This window comes from Caballeronia sp. DA-9, assembly GCF_051615025.1.
GTDB classification, from domain to species: Bacteria; Pseudomonadota; Gammaproteobacteria; order Burkholderiales; family Burkholderiaceae; genus Caballeronia; species Caballeronia sordidicola.
Genome location: NZ_CP195131.1, coordinates 1,283,395 through 1,301,489 on the forward strand (window position 1 = coordinate 1,283,395; position 18,095 = coordinate 1,301,489).

Annotated in this window: 19 protein-coding genes; 3 read left to right on the forward strand and 16 right to left on the reverse strand. The window is 62.6% G+C overall.

Annotated features, from left to right (window positions below):
- Position 1 precedes the first annotated feature (1 nt).
- From ACRWA7_RS05700 to ACRWA7_RS05730, 7 genes are all read right to left on the reverse strand, one after another.
- Entirely contained in the window at positions 2-1,006 is a 1,005-nt protein-coding gene (locus ACRWA7_RS05700) for a substrate-binding domain-containing protein (RefSeq protein ID WP_438390425.1), read from the reverse strand.
- Positions 1,007-1,117: 111 nt separating this feature from the next.
- Positions 1,118-1,999, reverse strand: a complete 882-nt coding sequence (locus tag ACRWA7_RS05705) for an N-acyl homoserine lactonase family protein (protein ID WP_438390426.1) — start codon at positions 1,997-1,999, stop codon at positions 1,118-1,120.
- 3 nt (positions 2,000-2,002) lie between these two features.
- Positions 2,003-2,557, reverse strand: coding sequence for a hypothetical protein (locus tag ACRWA7_RS05710; protein WP_438390427.1), 555 nt, complete (start codon positions 2,555-2,557; stop codon positions 2,003-2,005).
- A 258-nt stretch (positions 2,558-2,815) separates the two neighbouring features.
- Positions 2,816-4,033 carry a CaiB/BaiF CoA transferase family protein gene (locus ACRWA7_RS05715; RefSeq protein ID WP_438390428.1) on the reverse strand — a complete coding sequence of 406 codons (1,218 nt, stop codon included), beginning with the start codon at positions 4,031-4,033 and terminating at the stop codon, positions 2,816-2,818.
- A 14-nt stretch (positions 4,034-4,047) separates the two neighbouring features.
- A complete protein-coding gene (locus tag ACRWA7_RS05720; protein WP_438390429.1) occupies positions 4,048-4,860 on the reverse strand; it encodes a CoA-transferase subunit beta in 813 nt (270 codons plus the stop codon).
- 8 nt (positions 4,861-4,868) lie between these two features.
- Complete coding sequence (locus ACRWA7_RS05725) at positions 4,869-5,756, reverse strand: CoA transferase subunit A (protein ID WP_438390430.1); 888 nt, start codon at positions 5,754-5,756, stop codon at positions 4,869-4,871.
- Positions 5,753-6,901 carry a LacI family DNA-binding transcriptional regulator gene (locus ACRWA7_RS05730; RefSeq protein ID WP_438390431.1) on the reverse strand — a complete coding sequence of 383 codons (1,149 nt, stop codon included), beginning with the start codon at positions 6,899-6,901 and terminating at the stop codon, positions 5,753-5,755. Before ACRWA7_RS05730 ends, ACRWA7_RS05725 begins: the two co-directional genes overlap by 4 nt.
- A 379-nt stretch (positions 6,902-7,280) precedes the next feature.
- On the opposite strand from ACRWA7_RS05730, the gene ACRWA7_RS05735 reads away from it, so the two are divergent.
- Genes ACRWA7_RS05735 through ACRWA7_RS05745 form a run of 3 tightly spaced genes read left to right on the forward strand, consistent with a single transcriptional unit; the run spans position 7,281 to position 10,030 of the window.
- The gene (locus ACRWA7_RS05735; RefSeq protein ID WP_438390432.1) at positions 7,281-8,297 is read left to right on the forward strand and encodes a sugar ABC transporter substrate-binding protein; all 1,017 of its coding nucleotides are present in this window, start codon (positions 7,281-7,283) and stop codon (positions 8,295-8,297) included.
- A gap of 15 nt (positions 8,298-8,312) precedes the next feature.
- A complete protein-coding gene (locus tag ACRWA7_RS05740; RefSeq protein ID WP_438390433.1) occupies positions 8,313-9,215 on the forward strand; it encodes a CoA transferase subunit A in 903 nt (300 codons plus the stop codon).
- Positions 9,212-10,030 carry a CoA-transferase gene (locus ACRWA7_RS05745; RefSeq protein ID WP_438390434.1) on the forward strand — a complete coding sequence of 273 codons (819 nt, stop codon included), beginning with the start codon at positions 9,212-9,214 and terminating at the stop codon, positions 10,028-10,030. Before ACRWA7_RS05740 ends, ACRWA7_RS05745 begins: the two co-directional genes overlap by 4 nt.
- Before the next feature lie 21 nt (positions 10,031-10,051).
- Here ACRWA7_RS05745 and ACRWA7_RS05750 read toward each other — a convergent pair whose 3' ends face one another.
- From ACRWA7_RS05750 to ACRWA7_RS05790, 9 genes are all read right to left on the reverse strand, one after another.
- Positions 10,052-10,738 carry an HAD family hydrolase gene (locus tag ACRWA7_RS05750; protein WP_438390435.1) on the reverse strand — a complete coding sequence of 229 codons (687 nt, stop codon included), beginning with the start codon at positions 10,736-10,738 and terminating at the stop codon, positions 10,052-10,054.
- On the reverse strand, positions 10,735-11,784 hold the full coding sequence (locus tag ACRWA7_RS05755; protein WP_438390436.1) for a LacI family DNA-binding transcriptional regulator: 1,050 nt from the start codon (positions 11,782-11,784) through the stop codon (positions 10,735-10,737). Before ACRWA7_RS05755 ends, ACRWA7_RS05750 begins: the two co-directional genes overlap by 4 nt.
- A gap of 133 nt (positions 11,785-11,917) precedes the next feature.
- A complete protein-coding gene (locus ACRWA7_RS05760) occupies positions 11,918-12,676 on the reverse strand; it encodes a CoA transferase subunit A (protein WP_438390437.1) in 759 nt (252 codons plus the stop codon).
- Between the two features lie 8 nt (positions 12,677-12,684).
- Positions 12,685-13,449, reverse strand: a complete 765-nt coding sequence (locus ACRWA7_RS05765) for a CoA-transferase subunit beta (protein WP_438390438.1) — start codon at positions 13,447-13,449, stop codon at positions 12,685-12,687.
- Positions 13,442-14,371, reverse strand: a complete 930-nt coding sequence (locus ACRWA7_RS05770; protein ID WP_438390439.1) for a CoA transferase subunit A — start codon at positions 14,369-14,371, stop codon at positions 13,442-13,444. The genes ACRWA7_RS05765 and ACRWA7_RS05770 overlap by 8 nt, the downstream gene beginning before the upstream one ends.
- Positions 14,368-15,174: an ATP-binding cassette domain-containing protein gene (locus ACRWA7_RS05775; RefSeq protein ID WP_438390440.1), complete on the reverse strand. Its 807-nt coding sequence runs from the start codon at positions 15,172-15,174 to the stop codon at positions 14,368-14,370. The genes ACRWA7_RS05770 and ACRWA7_RS05775 overlap by 4 nt, the downstream gene beginning before the upstream one ends.
- A 5-nt stretch (positions 15,175-15,179) precedes the next feature.
- Positions 15,180-16,190, reverse strand: coding sequence for an ABC transporter permease (locus tag ACRWA7_RS05780; protein ID WP_438390441.1), 1,011 nt, complete (start codon positions 16,188-16,190; stop codon positions 15,180-15,182).
- Positions 16,191-16,302: 112 nt separating this feature from the next.
- Positions 16,303-17,451: a CaiB/BaiF CoA transferase family protein gene (locus ACRWA7_RS05785; RefSeq protein ID WP_438390442.1), complete on the reverse strand. Its 1,149-nt coding sequence runs from the start codon at positions 17,449-17,451 to the stop codon at positions 16,303-16,305.
- The gene (locus ACRWA7_RS05790) at positions 17,435-18,094 is read right to left on the reverse strand and encodes a DAK2 domain-containing protein (RefSeq protein WP_438390443.1); all 660 of its coding nucleotides are present in this window, start codon (positions 18,092-18,094) and stop codon (positions 17,435-17,437) included. The genes ACRWA7_RS05785 and ACRWA7_RS05790 overlap by 17 nt, the downstream gene beginning before the upstream one ends.
- Between the last annotated feature and the right edge of the window lies 1 nt (position 18,095).

Sequence of the window (18,095 nt, forward strand, 5' to 3'; positions counted from 1 at the left end):
CTCAGAACTTGACGCCCTTGGCCTTGATCGAATTCACGTATGCAATCGCGGCGTCCTTCTTGTCGGCGTCGAATACCTGAATCTTGAGGCCCTGCTCCGGCTGCACCTTCTGGCCGGCAAGCAGCTTCTTGATGTTCTCGACCACTTCGTCGCCAAAGTACGGCGGCGTCTGCGTTTCGCGCGCGATCTCGCCCTTCGTGACTGCTTCGATAGCCTGAATCTGGCCACCCTCGCCCACAATATTGCCGAGCAGTTCGGTGCGGCCCGCGGCCTTGATCACCTGAATCGCACCCATGGTTTCGTCGCTGTAATCGGACCATACGACGTCGATGCTGCCCTTCGGATAGCGTTGCAGCAGATCCTGCATCGCCTTGATGCCACCCTCCTTCGTGAACTGCGCATTCGGCGCGGCGACGAGCTTGATGTCCCGATAATTTTTCATCACGGAATCCCAGCCGGCCTTGGCGTCCGCCACCGTCGATGCGCCCGGAATGCCCGCGAGACGCACCACGTTGCCCTTGGGCTTGCCGTACTTCGCCTTCAGCAATTCGACGGCCTTCTCCGCGAGCAGCTTGCCGGAAGCCGCATGGCTCTGCACGATGGCGACCTTGTATTGCCCCGTGCCCGGCGCCACCGACAGCTTGCGGTCGATGACGATCATCGGTACGCCAGCGTCGTTGGCCATCTGCACGGCCGGCGCGAGTGCGACCGATTCGATTGGCGACACCACGATCGCGCTTGGCGACTGCGCCAGCAGGTTCTGGATATCCGACAGTTGTTTGGCGGGATCGTTATCCGCCGACGTGCTGATAAGCTTCCAGCTCGCTGCCTTGACGTGCGATTCCATATCGCGCTGGCACGTCTCCTTCCAGTCGTTGCTCAGGTCCGACTGCGCGAACGCCACCGTCACGGGTTTATCCGCGAATGCCGGCGTGGACGCCGCGAACATCGATGTCACGCTCGCGGCCGACAGAAGCACCGCAACCAGTTTTTTGGACAGAAACATTTCGATCTCCATTTATGTGTGTTTATTGCGCTCGGCATGCATGCGCCTCGCGCGGACGAACGACGCCGTGGCGCACGCGCTGGCGTGCGCTCGTTTCATCGGTTCGATGGGTCAGGTGAGGACCCGACTGCCTTGTTCGTCGGCGACGGCAATTTCGATCACGCGCAATCCCTCGCTTGTGGTGCGCGATGGAAACACCGTGCCGAGACGATCTTCATGAACGGGAATGACGCGCCGCGTTTCCCCGCCCACCAGTTGCACCATGCGATCGACGGCGAAAACAATCTCCGTGTGACTGCCGATGGCAAGACCGATAGGCAAATATCCGGGATCGCGTGGATCGCGGCCGACGAGATTTTCGAAGCAGTAGACGTTGTCGCCCGCGAAGACCCACGAGTCGTCGCTGTCGCGCCTGCCGTCGTTGCGCACGCGCACGAACATCGAGCCCCACGTGTGCGTGTCGAACGCGGCGTGCAGGTCGATGCCCGGCAGCACGTCTTCCAAATCTCCATCGATGCATTTGAGGCGCCCTTGCCGCGCCAGATCGACGGCGCGCAGGATGTCGGCCGGATCGGTTGCGCTCATCAGGAAGCGAAAGCGGCGCTCAAGGGCCATTGCCCAGACCCACTTCGACAATTCACGCTCCTGAATGTAGAACGTCGCATTCGGAAACAACTCGATGCCGCCCATATGATCGTAATGCGCATGCGTCAGGAAAACATGCGTCACGTCTTCCGGCGCGAGGCCGCATTCGGCGAGCACGACATGCGGCGAACGCCAGTTGACGATGTTGAATTCTTCCGCGATCACGGCGCCATGGTCTTTGCAGTTGAAGCCGACATCGATCATGGCGACCACGCCCTGCCCCTTAATCAGCACATAGGAAAACGGCACCGCACGCGTGCCTTCGTTATGCGCGCCGTAAATCTGCCCGCTCACCGGCACCTGCTCAATACGGCTGTATTCCAGCACCCAGATCGAATACATCGACATGATCTACTCCGCGTTCCGTGGCGACGCATGGCAGGCGCATGCCTGCGCGCCCGAGACGATCTCGAGTCCCGGCAAGTTGCCCGCAGCGAAACGCAGTTCACGCAACCCGCGCTGGACGTGTGCATACATGGCGTCGGACGCATTCTCAACGCGCACGGAGCGGGGTGCCCGCAATGCGGCGTCCAGCGCGACCAGCGACGCGGTCAAATGCCCATGTCCGTGCTGCGCACCGCGCGGAACATTGAGCGTGGCGAGCACCTCGCGTGCTTCGCCGGCATGGGCCTCGGCCACCGCGAGCATGGGATGAGCAATCGCATCGCGACTGCCAGCGGCGATCAACAGCAGGATCGCGGCAACTTGCGAGAGAGCATCGCGCAACAGATCGAAACCGGCACGCACGCTTGTCAGATATGCGATGCGTTCATCGCTTAGGGGGGGCGCGTACGCGTGGTCGGCCAGCGCGGGTTCGTTGTCGTCCATCATGTCGTCCATCAAGCAGGTGGCGTGACGTTCCAGGCCGTGGGTTAATTCCTGCACATGCAGGAAGTTCATGGACATATTTTGCATTCCATATGATATGAGCGACCACCAGATCCGGCGTGTACCGGCCCGATCGCCACTCCAGTCTCCATAACGAAGCAAGACAGACTTGCTCGTGTTTTTTTCATCGCCATGCACTGCGGCGGATCTCACGTGACCGCTCGACCGTTTCGAGAAATCTAGCATAAAAACGTTATTATAGAAACGTTTTTATTTTTGCTGAAACTGATGCGTCACGCCCGTAGAGGCAGGCGCGCATTCCCACAGGGTTTAACCTTAGATCACGCCGCTTTGACGCAGCGCGGCGATTTCGGCATCGCTCATGCCGAGCCAGTCACTGAGCACGCCAGCGTTATCCTCGCCCAGCAAAGGCGCGGATTTGCGAATGCTCGCGGGCGTGGAAGAAAGACGAATGGGCAGGCCCTGCATGGGCACGTCGCCGGCCTTCGGATGGCGCACCGTCGTGATATGCCCGGCCTCATGCATGTACGGACTCGCGACCACGTCGGCCACCGTCGCGACCTTCGAGCACGACACCTCCACGGCGCGCAGCTTCGCGACGACTTCGTCGGCATCGTGTTGCAGCACCCAGTCGGCGACAACGGCCTCGACGTCCGCAACATGGTTCGTGCGCGATGCATGCGTGGCGAAACGCGCATCGTCCAGCAGTTCGGGACGTTGCATTGCGCGCGCGAGACGCGGGAAATGCGCGTCGTTGCCCGCGATCAGATACACCCAGTGGCCGTCGCGCGACTTGAACGTCTGGGCGGGCGACGAATAGCGGTCGCGGCTGCCCACGCGCGTCATCGTGCGCCCGAGCAGCGCCTGCTCGGACACGGCGGTCAGCAGCAACGAGACACCGCTGCCCATCAAGCTCACGTCGACCATCTGCCCTTCGCCGGTTTTGTCGCGATGCGACAGCGCCGACAGAATGCCAATGGCCGTATACAGCGCCGTGGTGTAGTCCACGATAAAACTGCCCGCCACGGTTGGCGGTCCGTCGGGCTGGCCGGTCAGGTCCATCAAGCCCGTCGAGGCTTGCGCGATCGCATCGAAGCACGGCTCCGACGCCATTGAGCCAGTTTGCCCGTAGCCCGAAATGCGCGCCATGATGAGGCGCGGATTCAGCTTGTGCAGCGTGTCCCAGTCGCACCCCATCTTTTCCATGGTGCCGGGACGAAAGTTTTCGACAACCACATCCGCCTTCGCGATCAGTTCGCGCAACAGCGCTTGCGCGCGCGGCTCACGAAAATTCAGCGTGATGCCGCGCTTGTTGCGATTGAACACCATGAAGTAGAGGCTTTCTTCCTCAACCTTCGGCGCGAGCGCGCGCGTGTCGTCGCCGGTCTTGGCGCGTTCGACCTTGGTCACATCCGCGCCCAGATCGGCGAGTTGCATCGCACAATGCGGACCGGCGATAAAGCGCGATAAGTCCAGCACCTTCAGGCCGGCAAGCGGACCGGGCCGGGCCGTCCCTTTATTCTGCATGGTCATGCGTCAAGTCTCCTTCAGGCGCGCAGCAGTACGCGGTGCGGATCGATCACCGTGCGGATCAGGCGCAATTCCTCGGCGCTGGGCAATGCGGTTTCGGAAATCGATGCCGGCACGAGCGGCTTGAACGACATGGTGTCCAGCACCTCTTCGAGCGTCACGCCCGGATGCAGCGACGCCACGCGCATCTGCCGCGATTCGGCATCGAAATCGAACACGGCCTTGTTGGTCACGACGCGATGCGGCCCGCCGTCCGGCAAGCCCAGTTCCTCACGCGTCTGTCCGCGGCTGACATGTCCCACGCTCGTGATGAAATCGACTTCCTCCACGAACGTGCGGCGATCCAGATCGACCACTACGATGGGCCGCGCCACGAAAGCGAAATGCTCCGGCTGCGCGAGACAGCCCACAAGCCGCACTTTCGGATCACGATAATCGCCGATGGCGGTGATGTTGAGATTGCCGTGCCGGTCGATCTGCGCGGCGGAATCAAAGCACACGTCGAAGGCGAGGCGTGCGAGCATGTCGCACTTGATGCCGGTATCCGACGGACATGCCGCCGCCGGCCATGTTGTGAACGTGTCCTGCCTGATATCGGTCGGCACGTTGCCGAGGTCGGGCTCGAGCAGATTGCCCCAGTACACGGCGGCGGACGGCGCATGCATGAGTTGTGCAAGGCGCACCGCCGTGAGCGGAATGCCCACGGCAAGCGTGAACGCTCGTCCGTTGGTGCCGACGCCGACGAATGCCAGATCGCCATCGCGCACCTGTCGTGCAACGACGCTGGTCAGCAACTCGTTGCCGGTGAAGTTCATAGTCACTGTGGTCATGATGTTCCTCAAGCCGCGACATCGAACGCGCGCAACGCATCCATGCCGCCCACCTTCTCCAGATAAGCCTCGTGTGACGCCACGTTGCGCGCGTATTCGTCCAGATAGCCGGACGCGCCTTCACGCGTGCGGCTCTTCGCAAGGTAATCGGCGAGATGCGCCTCGTCCTCGTCGTAATGGCCGTCGCAGGCGACAGGATGCGCGCCGTACGGCGTTTCCACGATTGCTTCCACCCAGTTGCCAGGAATATAGGTAAGCGTCGGCCTACGCTTGATGTCCTCGTGCGGAATGATCTTTTCCACCGTCACGATCAGGCGTTTCGCGGCACTGCCGATCATCTGGTCAATGTCGTCGCTGTCTCGCACGATGGGCCATTGCACGTTGCCATAGCGATCGCCCACATAACCGTGGATGATCGTGAAATCCGATCTGGCCGCGGCAATTGCGTGCAGCGGCTTGCCGGAGAACGGACAGGTGAACGGGCGAATCTGCTCTGGATTGTGGCGCGCGACATCCGAGCCGAGCAACGTGCGGATTGGGTAAAACTCCACCCCCGCCGATGCCGCGCGAAAGCGCGCGACCATCGCGGTCTCCGAGAAATCGCGCACCTCGATCGCGCCCGCCTCGACCGCGCGCCGGAAATTCGGCGCGAGCCCGTGGCTGAACATTCCCGCATAGATGCCTTCCCAGCGGCGTACCGCTCCGGCTGCCGCGAGCATGTCGGTGGCAGTGGTCGTCGCCCATGTCAGCAAGGTCAGATCCTTGATGCCGCGGCGGATCAGCGCGCGCACGGCCGCATTCGGCTGACGCCGGAGCAGGCTGCCGCCAAGCGCCAGCGTGCAGCCCGATTCGACCGGTGCGAGCGCCGTGTCGAGATCCATCAGCTTGTCCCTCATGATTGAGATGCCCTCCTGGATGGGCGCGCCTTTGAAGCAGCGCGCATGCTTTTGACTCTGGTCTTTGCCATGGGCGCGCCGTTTGCCGGCCTGACGGCGCGCGGCGGCGCAGTGGTGCCGCGCACGACGAGCGAGGTATCGAGCGTGACAGCGCGCGGGCCGTCGCCACGGTCACCCTCAATGCGGCGCATCAGCAGGCGCGCGGCGTTCGCGCCTATATCGCGCTTCGAATAATGGACGGTCGTGAGTCGCACAAGCGGATGATTCGAGAGAAAGATATCGTCGAAGCCGATGACCGATACATCGCGCGGCACGTCCACGCCCATCTCCTTGAGCGCGCCCAAAGCGCCGATCGCCATCAGGTCATTGGCCGCCACGATGGCCGTTGGCGCGGCCCCGCGCGCCCACAACTCGCGCACCGCGATGCTGCCCGACTCCATCGAATAATCGCCCTGCACGACAAGCGCGGAGTCGCTCACGACCTTGTGCGCGCGCACGGCCTGCGTGTACGCCACGTAGCGCCCATCCGCGGAAGGCGACGACGCAGCACCCTTCACGAACGCAATGCGCCGGTGCCCAAGCTGCGCCAGATACTGTACTGCCGCGCGAATCCCGCCCGCACCGTCGATACCGACCTGATCGGACTTCAGCGCCTCGCATGCCCGATTGACGGTGACCACGGGCACGTCCACCAGATTGAGCGCGCGTGCTTCTTCCTCGCTGAAACTCTGCGATACGAGGATCAGGCCGTCGACATGCTGATCGAGCAGCGAACTCGTATAAGCCATCTTGCGGTCGGCATCGAAGCCGGTGTTGCAAAGAATGAGGTTATTGCGCTTGGCCCAGAGCACTTCCTCCACGCCCTGCACGATCTCCGCAACGTAGGGGTTCGAAATGTCGCCAATGATCAGCCCCACCGACCAGCTTCGTCCGGTACGCAGGCTCTGCGCGGCCCGCGATGCGCGATAGCCGAGTTCTGCGACTTTCTGCAGTACGAGCTGGCGCGTCTGCTCCCTGACGTAAGGCTTGTTGGCCAGCACGTTCGAAACCGTCGCGGGCGATACGCCGCATGCGGCCGCCACATCGAGGATGGTGGGACGGTCAGCCGATTCGGGCGCATCGGAATCGTTTGTCCGCTTCGACATCAGGGATACACCCAAGAAGAAAGAGCTTGCGTTGAAATAAAAACGTTTCAATAATTCTGACTCATCGGCGTATTGAACGCAACAGGGTTCCCCCGGAGCCGGCTGAAAGAGTCGACCGCGATGCGGGCGGACATTCGCGGTGGTCCTGCGGGGCGCGGAGACAAAAGTCGATGCGAAGCCTTGCTACAGGTGTTTTCAGCCAGGTTCGCTGCAATGAATGTCGTCGCCCGGCGTCCTGGCGGTTCACGCAAAATACATCAACCCTCCCCAAAAAAATCACGCTGATTTCTTAAAACCTTTTAATAAATCGACATCGGGAGCGCCTTGTGAAGCGGCCATGAACCGCTCTCGCCGTTCATCAACTCACACAGGAGACACAATGACCAGTGATCCGAAGCCAGCGCCCGAGCGGCCACGAAACAGCCGGCGCACCATCCTCAAGCTCGGCGCGGCAACCTTGCTCGGCAGCCAGTTCCTGCTTGTGGCAGCAGAGCCGGCACGCGCGGCGTCGAACGACAAGCTCACCATCGGCGCGATCATTTACGCGCGCGATTCGCAGTTCTGGCAACAGATCGAGCGCGGCATGCGCGATGCCGCCAAGTCAAGCAACGCCGAACTGCTGGTCGGCATGAACCGCCGCCAGTTACCGGTGGAAAGCCAGCTCGTCGACGACTACATGACGCGCAGCGTGGACGTGCTCATCATTCCACCCCTCGACAAGCAGGGCACCGTGGCGGCAGCCAGTCGCGCGAAGGCCAAGGGCATCATGGTGGTCGAATACGACACACAACTCGCGGATAAATCCATTGCGAGCCATTCGATCGGCGTGGACAGCTTCGAGCTTGCGTCTGCCGTAGGCAAGGAAATGCACGACTACATCGAAAAGCAGCTCAAGGGCACGGCTTCCATCGGGCTGATCTCGCTGCCGCCAATGAACGCCAACAGCGCCCCGCGCCGCGACGGCACCATGAAGGCGCTCTCCGGCGTCAAGCTCAAGGTGATCGCGGAGGTGTCCGGCAGCACGCCGGAACAGGGCGCCAACGGCCTCGAGAACATCCTGCAGCGCGATCCGCATACGCAGATCGTATGGGCGTCCAACGCAGGCACCGTGGCTGGCGCAGCGGTGGCCGCGACGCGTTCGAAGGCCGAGGCGCGGCTCTACGGCATCGACATGAGCGAGGAACTCGCCAACATGCTGCTCGACCCGAAGAGCACGCTCGCGGCCGTTGCGGACCAGCAGCCGTATCGCGTGGGTTATCGCGCTGTCGAAACGGCTGTAAAGGCCAAGCGCGGAGCCGCCGAACAACGTTACGTGATGGTGCCGCCCAGGCTCTATACCAAGGAAAACCCGCAAGACGTGAAGCAGTACCTTGAACTCCTGAAATCGTTGTCGTAACCCTTCTAAAATGAAATGAACGCACCAGCAAGCAAGCTAAAAACACCCGACGAAGCCGTGGCGCTCGTGCCTGACGGCGCACGGCTCGCACTCGGCGGCTTCGCCGTATATCAGAAGCCGATGGCCTTCGTCCGCGCACTCGCTCGCGCGCGGCGCAAGGACCTCACCATCGTCGGCACCGCCAACAGCTACGACATCGATCTGCTCGCAGGCGCCGGCTGCCTGAAGACGGTCGAGACCTCGTATGTCGGGCTCGAAAAATTCGGCCTCGCGCGCAACTTTCGCCGTCAGGCGGAAAGCGGCACGCTGAAGGTGGTCGATTACCCGGAGATGGGAAGCTGGGACCGCTTTCGCGCAAGCCAGGAAGGGCTCGCGTTCTGGCCGGTGAATTTTCTCGGCGGCAACGACGTGCTCAAACACAACCCGGACATCAAGTCGTTCGCATGTCCCGTCACTGGCCGGCCGATGCAGGCGCTGCCCGCCGCCGAACCCGATGTCGTGGTCATCCATGCCGTCGCGGCCGACGAGCAGGGCAACGTGATTTTTCCCGCGCATCGGCTGCTCCCGCAGAACGGCGACGTGCTGCTCGCGCGTTCGTGCGAGACCGTGATCGTCACGGTCGAGAAGATCGTGTCGAAGGCCTTCATCCGCCGGCATGCGCAACTCAACGAAGTGCCGTCGTATCGCACGAGCGCGGTAGTCGAGGTGCCGTGGGGCGCGCATCCCACGCCCGTGCTGTCGCGTTATCTCGCCGATGAGACGCACATGAGCGAGTACGTCGAAGCGTCGGCAAGTACTGAAGCATTCAATGCGTACCTGCAACGCTACGTGTTCGAGCCACGCGATCAGCACGACTATCTGGACCGCGTCGGCGCGGCCCGCCTTGCGCATCTTTTCGACCTCGAGTCCCTGCTATGAACCCATCCGCCACCCTTCACGAGACGCTCGCCGTCGTTCTGGCCCGCACCTTCGTCGACGGCGAAGTGGGCTTCACCGGCCTGCTGACGGGCGCCGCCGCCGCCGCGTATGGCACGTCGATTCCGCTCGCGGCAATGGAACTCGCGCGCCGCACGCACGCGCCGAACCTCACCATTCTGCTCGCAGGCTGCTATCACAATCCCGTGCTCGACGATCTTGAACGCCTGCCCGATTCCGAACACGACGCGCTGTTGCGCGATCTGCCCTGCGAAGCGCAGATGACCAACTACCCCGGACCATGGGTGCTCAAGCGCGGCGACGTGCGTTTCGGCTTCAGCAGCGCGGTGCAGGTGGACCGCGTGGGAAACATCAACAGCGTGTGCATCGGCGAGCACGATAAACCAAAGGTGCGTCTGGTCGGCCCGATCCTGCAGCCCGAACACATGACGCTCTTCGGCCGCGAATACGTGATGATGCCGCATCACGACAGGCGCAATTTCGTCGATAAAGTCGATTACGTGTCGGGCGTCGGTTATCCCGGCGGGCTCGCGGGCCGGCGAGAACTGGGACTGGCATCGGGCGGACCCTGCATGGTGGTCACGCCGAAATGCATCTTCGATTTCGACCGCGAGGCGGGACGCATGAAGGTGGCGTCGATTCACGCTGGCGTGAGCGAAGAGACGTTGCGCGAGGCGACCGGATTCGATCTCGGCGACCTGGCCGGCGTGCCGCTCACGCGGACGCCCAGCGACGAGGAACTGACTGTCCTGCGCACGCAGGTCGACCCGCGCAACATCCTCGGACTGCGCGATTGATGCTTCGGCCGCGCAACGCTGTCAGTTGCGCGGCGGCTTCGCGGGCAGCGTGCCGATAATGCCGGGAAGCTCCGCGAACGTGTTCAGCACAGCATCCGATCCGGCCGCGAGGCCCGCGTCCGGATCGCCATAACCATAGCTCGCCCACGCGAAATACGCACCGATATTCCGCGCGAAACCAAGGTCCGCGGCGGTATCGCCGACCATGACGATGTCGGCCGGCTTCATGCCGGGAAACGCTGGCGCGATCAGTTGCGTGTAGGACGCGGGATCGGGCTTCTTCGGCACGCCTTGCGGATCGCACACGGCAAGGTCGATGAACGGCGCGAGCCCGTAATGCGCCAGCGCGATATCCACCGAGGCGGGCGCCTTGTTGCTCGCGATCACCAGCGTCCGGCCGCCCGCCTTCAAACATTCCAGCGTGTCTTTCACGCCGTCAAACAGATAGCTGTGCGCAAGCCCATGTTCCCGATACAGCGCGCGATACGTCGTCGCCCATTGCTCGGCATCGCGCTCGTATGGCGTGTCCGCGTTGAGTATTGCCATTGCTTCGGCCATCACCACGCCGGTTTCGATAACCGCCTCGCGCCTCTTCACGCCGGGACGCGGTACGCCGTAATGATCGAAGGTCGCGTCGATGCAAACGGCAATGGCGTCGTGCGTACCGCACAGCGTGCCGTCGAAATCGAAAATGCAGAGGCGGATCATCGGGCTTTTTTCTTGACCGGAACCGGTCCCGTGGAGCCCCGCACCATCAGTTTCATGGGAAAGAAAACCTGCTTGGCCTTCTTGCGCTTGTTGCGGATGCGTTCCATCAGCAAGGTCGCGGCAGCGGCGCCCATGTCGCGCCGCTGCAATGCGATGGTCGTCAGATCGATTCGCGCGTACGACGCGAGTTCGATATCGTCGAGACCGATCAGCGAAAGATCGCCGGGAATCGACACGCCCGCTTCCGACGCCGCGTTCATCACGCCAATGGCGCTCATGTCGTTGGCCGCGAGAATGGCGGTGGGTCGCTTGGGCATGGAAAGGAATTCACGCCCTGCGCGATAACCGCCGTCGACCTGATAATTGCCCTGGATGACAAGCGCGGGATCGCTGTCGAGCTTCAGCCGTTCCACGGCCATGCGGTACGCATCGAGACGCTCGTCCGCTGTGGTGGACTCCGAAGGCCCGCGTATGAGACCGATGCGCTTATGACCCAGGCCGACCAGATGCTCCACAGCCGCCGTGATGCCTTCGTGATTATCCGCGCCGACATAGTCATCCTGATACTGCCGTGAGCGCCGCTGCAACAGCACGAACGGCGTGCCTGCGTTGAGCATTTCGCGGACGAGCGGCGGATCGCAATACTGCGAAAGCAGCACGAGCCCGTCGACGCGCCGGTCGAGCAGCACGCGCATTTGCGTGATCTGCTTGTCGAGCAATCCGTCGGTATTGCATACAAGCAGGCTGCATGATTCGCGATCCGCCATGTCTTCCACGCCGCGCAGAAAATCCGGCGACGACGGGTTGGCGACGTCCGCGAGCAGAACGCCGAGTGTGAACGTACGCTGCATTCTCAACGAGCGCGCGACGAACGACACGCGATACCCCAGCCTGTCCGCGGCTTCCTGCACTTTCTGGCGCGTTGATTCCTTGACGTTGTCCTTGCCCGACAGCGCGTTGGACACGGTGGAAAGCGCGACGCCCGCCTCTCGTGCGACGTCGTGAATGGAGATTTTTGCTTTGACTGTTGCGGCTTTTTTGACCATTGCATCTTCCACGGTGGCCGGCCGGTTCGTCGCTTCTCGGTCAGCGCGAAGCCGGTTCCTCATGAGGCGCATTATTGCATTTCTGAGCCGCGATAAAAAACGTTTTCATTTAAAGTCCGGCAAAGGCGCAGATTCAAAGCCTGCTTGCAAACCGGCGCGTCAGGGAAAACAGTCTGCGTGCACCGATTTCCTGCAGGTAGGTATCGTGATGGGCCAAGGTTTCGCGAACCGGTTCTGCGTCGTGGGCGTAGCGGGCGTCGCAGGCGGTGGGATGCGCACCATACGGCGCTTCCACCACGCAAGCGACTTCATCCGCGTGCAACAGCATGTGGTGCGCGCCACGCCGCGTGGTCTCTTCGCTTACGATCTGCTCGACCGACACGATCACATGTTTCGCAGCACGCGCCAGCGTTGCGTCGAATGTGGTGTTCGCGTCCCAATCCGCGTCCATGACGATATTGCCGAAACGATCCGCCATGTGCGCGTGAATGACGGCTACGTCGGGCCGCAAAGCGGCGGTGACCAACACCGTCCCGCCGTTGAATGGATCGTCGACAGCTTCGATTGCATGATGGTTCGTGAAATCGGCGTAGGAATCAGTGGAGAAATCGAGCGACATGAACGCGACTCCCATGGCCGCGGCCTGAAGGCGGGCGCGCAGCAGGCCTTCATTGCCGCCCATGAATGTGCAGTCCGCGTGAGCGAACGCGCCGAGATTCATCGCGGGGTCAAGGCGCACGATCCGCAAGCCGTGTTTTTTATGACGCGCGATCTCACGCAACAGTGCCATCGGCACACGCTGATTCGCTCGTCCGCCGATGGCAAGCGTCATGCCGTCACCAATCATGGCGACGGCATCCGTTAGTGTGCGCAGCTTGTCCTGTGATTCCATGAGCCTCCTCACGCGCCGAGATAAACGCCTTCCGGATCAATGACCTGCCGCAGAAGATGCAATTGTTCGCCGGTCGGCGCGGTAAACGTATCGAGCGAATCCGGCACGCCCAGCTCGAAGCCGCAGCGCGATTGCACGTCGTCCACGCTCACGCCGGGATAAAGCGCATCAATGCGCATGCGCAAGCTTGCGGGATCGAAACCAAGCACCGCCAGATCGGTGATGACGCGCACCGGCCCGGCACCCGGCAAACAAGCTGCTTCGCGCGCGCCGGGACCGTCAAGGAATCCGGGCGTCGTCACGTATTGCAGCTGCTCCACGAAGCGCCGTGTGTCAAGGCGAGCGATCACGACAAAACGCCCGGCCATGCTTGCAATATCGTTTGCGCCGCCGCTGCCCGGCAAACGGACTTTCGGCATTCGGTAATCGCCGATCACGGTCGAATTGAGATTGCCATACGCATCAATTTCCGCCGTGCCGAGAAAGCCCAGATCGATCACGCCGCCTTGCAGCAGGCTCAACGCGTATGCGGTGCCCGCGATCATCGGCGCGCCGTGCACGAGACGATAATCGCCCACGCCGCTCGCGAGTTCGCGCGGCTGGGGATCGACAATTCCGGATTCGAACACCAACTTCACGTCGGGCGCATGCGTGGCCTTCGCAAGATATGCGGCAACCATCGGCAGGCCGGTGCCTATGAAGGCGACATCGCCGTTACGGATCTCGCGTGCCGCCGCGACCGCCATGTATTCGTCCAGTTTGATCTCAGGCACGGGCGGCCTCCGCTGGAATGTAGCCGAGCGAGGGATCGACGCGAAGCCGCATCAGCCGTGCAATGCCCGTCTTGTCAAGATACGCCCAGTGATCGGCCGGCCCATGCGCCCATTCATCGAGATATGCCTGCGTGGTTTGCGGCGTGCGCGAGGCTTCGTAGTAGCCGATCAAATGCGCTTGATCGTGCTGGTAGTAGCCGAAATTACCAAGCGGTTGCGCGCCGAACGGCGCATGCACAACTACGTCGACAAGCAGGCCAGGCAGCACGGTGAACTCGGGATGGCGGCGAATCGCCCGCGTCTCGACAATTTCCTCCACTGACACGATCACATGCGAGGCCGCGCGCGCCTGCTCCACAATCACCGATGTCGGACCGTACAACTGCACGTTGCCCTCCTCGTCGGCACGTGCGGCGTGAATGATCGCGACGTCGGGCTTGAGCGGCGATACCGCGAGCACCTTGTCGCGTGCATCGAAAGGCGAGGCGATCAAACGCGACTTCGCTTGCGGCGCTTCAAAGCCCGGCTTCGCGAGAATGTCGGTGCCGGACATGGACCGCATCGGCATGAACGGCAGGCCCATTGCCGCCGCGCCCAGGCGGTTCGCCATGCCGAAATGACTGTGATCCTCGACTTCTATCGCACCGCTTTCCACACCTTCCGAAAACCGCCGGCATCGCCCGAATCCCTCGAACATGAAGTTCGAAAAGTACGCACGATCCAGCGCGTTCGCCGCCGCCAGGAATTCCGCGACCCAGCATTCGGCCACGCCCATCAGCGTGAGATGACGCACGCCGCGCTTGACGAGCGCGCGCACGAGCGCCATCGGTTGATGCGAATGCGCGAAGCCGCCCGCCGTGATCGACATGCCGTCGCGCACCGCTTCGAGCGCGGCTTCCATTGAGGCGAGCTTGCGGCTCATGTTGCAGCGCCTTCGGCCATTCGCGCCGCGAACGGCGCAGGCTCCTCGATCCAGCGTTCGGTCGCGCCTGTAATCAGCGAGACGAGCGCATCCGCGCTTTCCAGCTTCGATGTGGACACGTCGCCGACTTTCTCGCCACGCCGCATCACCACGACCCGGTCGCTCATTTCCATCACCATCGGCATGCTGTGCGTGATGAGCACGACCGCCGTACCCTCGTTGCGAATCTGCCGCATGCTGTCCATTGCGCGCCGGGTTTCTTGCACGCCGAGCGCGGCGGTGGGTTCGTCGAGCAGGATCATGGCCCGCTCCCACAGACGTGCGCGCGCCAGCGCCACCGCCTGACGCTGGCCGCCGCTCAGCCCAGCGACACTCGCGGTCGTGCGCGGGACGTTGATCGACAGGTCCTTCAGCGCATGTGCCGCGCGGCGATGCATTTCGCGCTTGGCGAGCATCCTCAGCGGTCCGAGCCTGCGAATCATCTCTCGCCCGAGAAAGATGTTTTCCGCCACCGTCAGGTTGCTGCACAACCCCAGATCCTGATACACGGTCTCGATGCCCAGATCGCGAGCGATATCGGTGTTATCGAGCGCAATGTTCCGTCCTTCGAACGCGATCGCGCCGGAGGTCGGACGCGTTGCGCCGGAGAGAATCTTCACGAGCGTGCTCTTGCCCGCGCCGTTGTCGCCGATCAGCGCGACGGTCTCGCCGCGCGAGATGTGAAAGTTCACGCCGCGCAAGGCTTCGACTGCGCCATAGGACTTGCGGATATCGGTAGCCTGCAACAAAAAGGAATGGGCCATGTCGCTTACTCCTGACGCCAGCCGGCGCGGCGCAACATGCTCCACCACACGGCGAGAATGATCACAAGCCCCTGCGCGATCATGAACACAATGGGGTCCACGCCCATCAGCACCATACCGTTGCGCAGCGTCGCGACGAACAGGACACCGAGCACCGTGCCGGCCATGCGTCCAGCGCCGCCTGCTAGCGTCGTGCCGCCGACAATCACCGCCGCGATCACGTCAAGCTCCAGCAGATCGCCCACGGACGCGCTGCCGCTATTCAGACGCGCGGTGTACATCACGCCGCCGAGCGCAGCGAGACACTGCACGATCACGAATACGTAAATGCGCATGCGCTGCACCGGAATGCCATAGCGCGTGGCCGTCACCGCGTTGCCGCCGAGCGCATAGAGATGGCGCCCGAACCGAGTATTCGACAGCGTGAACCATCCGTACGCGACCAGGATCAGCGTCAGCAGGATCGGCACCGGCAAGCCGAACAGGCGCCCGAACCAGAGCGACGCAAGCGAATCCGGCAGCGGCCCGATGTTCGTGCTGTCGGAGACCAGAAATGCAAAGCCGCGTACCGCCGACAACAGGCCGATGGTGGTGATGAACGACGGAATGCCCCACAGTACGCGCAGCCCGCCAATGAACACGCCGATCAGCGCGGCCACGCCCATCACGCAGACGAAGCCGAGCCACATCGGCATGCCGGCTTTCACAACGAACAGCGCGAACAAGGTGCCGGCGAGTCCGACGCTCGCGCCAACCGACAGATCGATTTCGCCCGCGATGATCACCATTGTCATGCCGACCGCGACGATGGCGGTGACCGACGTCTGCGTGAGGATGCACGACAGGTTGTCGAGACTCGCGAAGTGCGGCGCGATTGCGCTGAACAGGGCGATCAGAAAAATCAGCCCCAGTCCGACGCCGACCTCCGTGCGCCACGCGCCAATAGTCTCCCGCCAGGGTCGCGCCTGCTCCGGCGAGCGGGAAGAATCGTGCGCGGCCGATTGTCTCGCGTTCAAAATGCGCCTCCTTGATAGTGAGCGAACGGGCGTGGCGTCTATGCGCCGTGTCGTGTGCCCATCGCTTTGTCTCCCGTTGTTGTATTCATCCTCGCGGGTCAGTGCTTGTTTCTCAACCGATTCCCCAGCCACGCAATATTTCGTCCGTATGTTCGCCCACACGTGGCGGCGGCCTGCGGATCTCGCCAGGCGTATCCGACAGCGAGACGGTCACGCCGTGCGTCGAGTAACGTCCCGCAACGGGATGCTCGATATCGACGATCTGCTTGCGCGCGATCAGTTGCGGATTGGTCACGACTTCATTGAGCGTCGCGACCTTCGCGCACGGCACGCCAACGCGGTCCATCGCCGCGACCACATCGTGCGCCGTGTGCCGCGCGACCCAGGCCGCAACAATGTCGTTGATGGCCTTCGCGTTCGCAAGACGCGCGTGCTGGGCCGCGAAACGTTCGTCGGTGAGGAGCGCCGGCTGGTCCATTGCTTCAACGAGACGCGGGAAAAGTCCATCAGTGCCTGCCGCGAGATACACGTACGCTGCGTCTGCAGTCGGATAACTGTTCACGGGCGCGGTATAGCGGTCGGTGTTGCCGCAGCGCTCCATGGGCATGCCGAGTTGCGCCTGCGCTGGAATGGCGGAGATGAGCATGCTGATGGCGCTTTCGAGCAGGGTCGATTCAACAAGCTGGCCGCGCCCCGTCTGACTGCGCACATTGAGCGCGGCCAGCGCGCCAATGCTTGCATACAGGCCCGCCGCGTAATCCACAATGAAAGTACCCGCGACGGTTGGCGGCCCATCGGGCTGGCCGGTGATGCTCATCAAGCCGCTCATGGCCTGCGCGATGGCATCGAAACACGGACGCTGCGCGAGCGGCCCTGTCTGTCCGAAGCCCGAGATGCGCACCATTACGAGACGTGGATTCAGTTCGCGCAGCGTTTCCCAGCCGCAACCCATCTTTTCCATCGTGCCTGGACGGAAGTTTTCAATCAGCACGTCCGCTTTTGCAATCAGCTTGCGCAACGTTTCCTGATCGCCGGGATCACGGAAATCGAGCGTCATGCTCCGCTTGTTGCGGTTGAACGCCATGAAATACAGGCTCTCGCCGTTAAGCTGCGGCAGATTCTGGCGCGTCTCTTCGCCACTTCCTTTACGCTCGACCTTCACCACATCCGCGCCGAGATCGGCGAGCTGCATCGCGCAGAACGGCCCCGCGATGAAGCGCGACAGATCGAGTACCTTGATGCCCTCAAGCGCCCCTGCCATGTCTTTCCTCTTCCTGTGTATCTTCCGTTGCGAAACGTTCGCCGCCCGCCGCATGCAGTAGATGCGCGAAGGCGACCATGCCGGGATCGTCCATGCCCATGGAGCGGTCCGCGAACATGCGTGCACGGCCAATCCGGTTCGGCTTCGGGCGGAATGCATTGAGCGTCGTGTCGACAGCCTGCTTCGCGGCTGCGTATTGCGCCTGCGCATCGGTCACGCCGCTCACGGCGACGCGTACCGCATCGAGTGGATCGAGCACGGTCTTGTCGCCAGGCGATGCGCCGCCACGCGCGATCAGCGCATCGAGCACGGCTTTCAGCAGACTGGGCATCTGCGCCGCCTCGATCGACGCCTGTCCCGCCGTGAACTTCGCGCTCGCGACAAACGCCACGCCCAAAAGCGTGCCGAAGCTCGAACCGGAAGCGCGCGCGCAAGCCATCGCGCAGGCCTTGAAAACACCGTCTATGCCCGCTGCCGGCTGATCCAGCGCGGCGAGAATGTACGTAGCGCACTTCTGCAGAGTCGCGCCGAGATCGCCATCGCCCAGCTTGCCGTCGAGTTCGTTCAACTCGGCCGCGAACGAATCGACCTGCGTCGCGCTTCGGCGCAATATTGAAGTCAATGTGTCGACTGTGATGGCCATG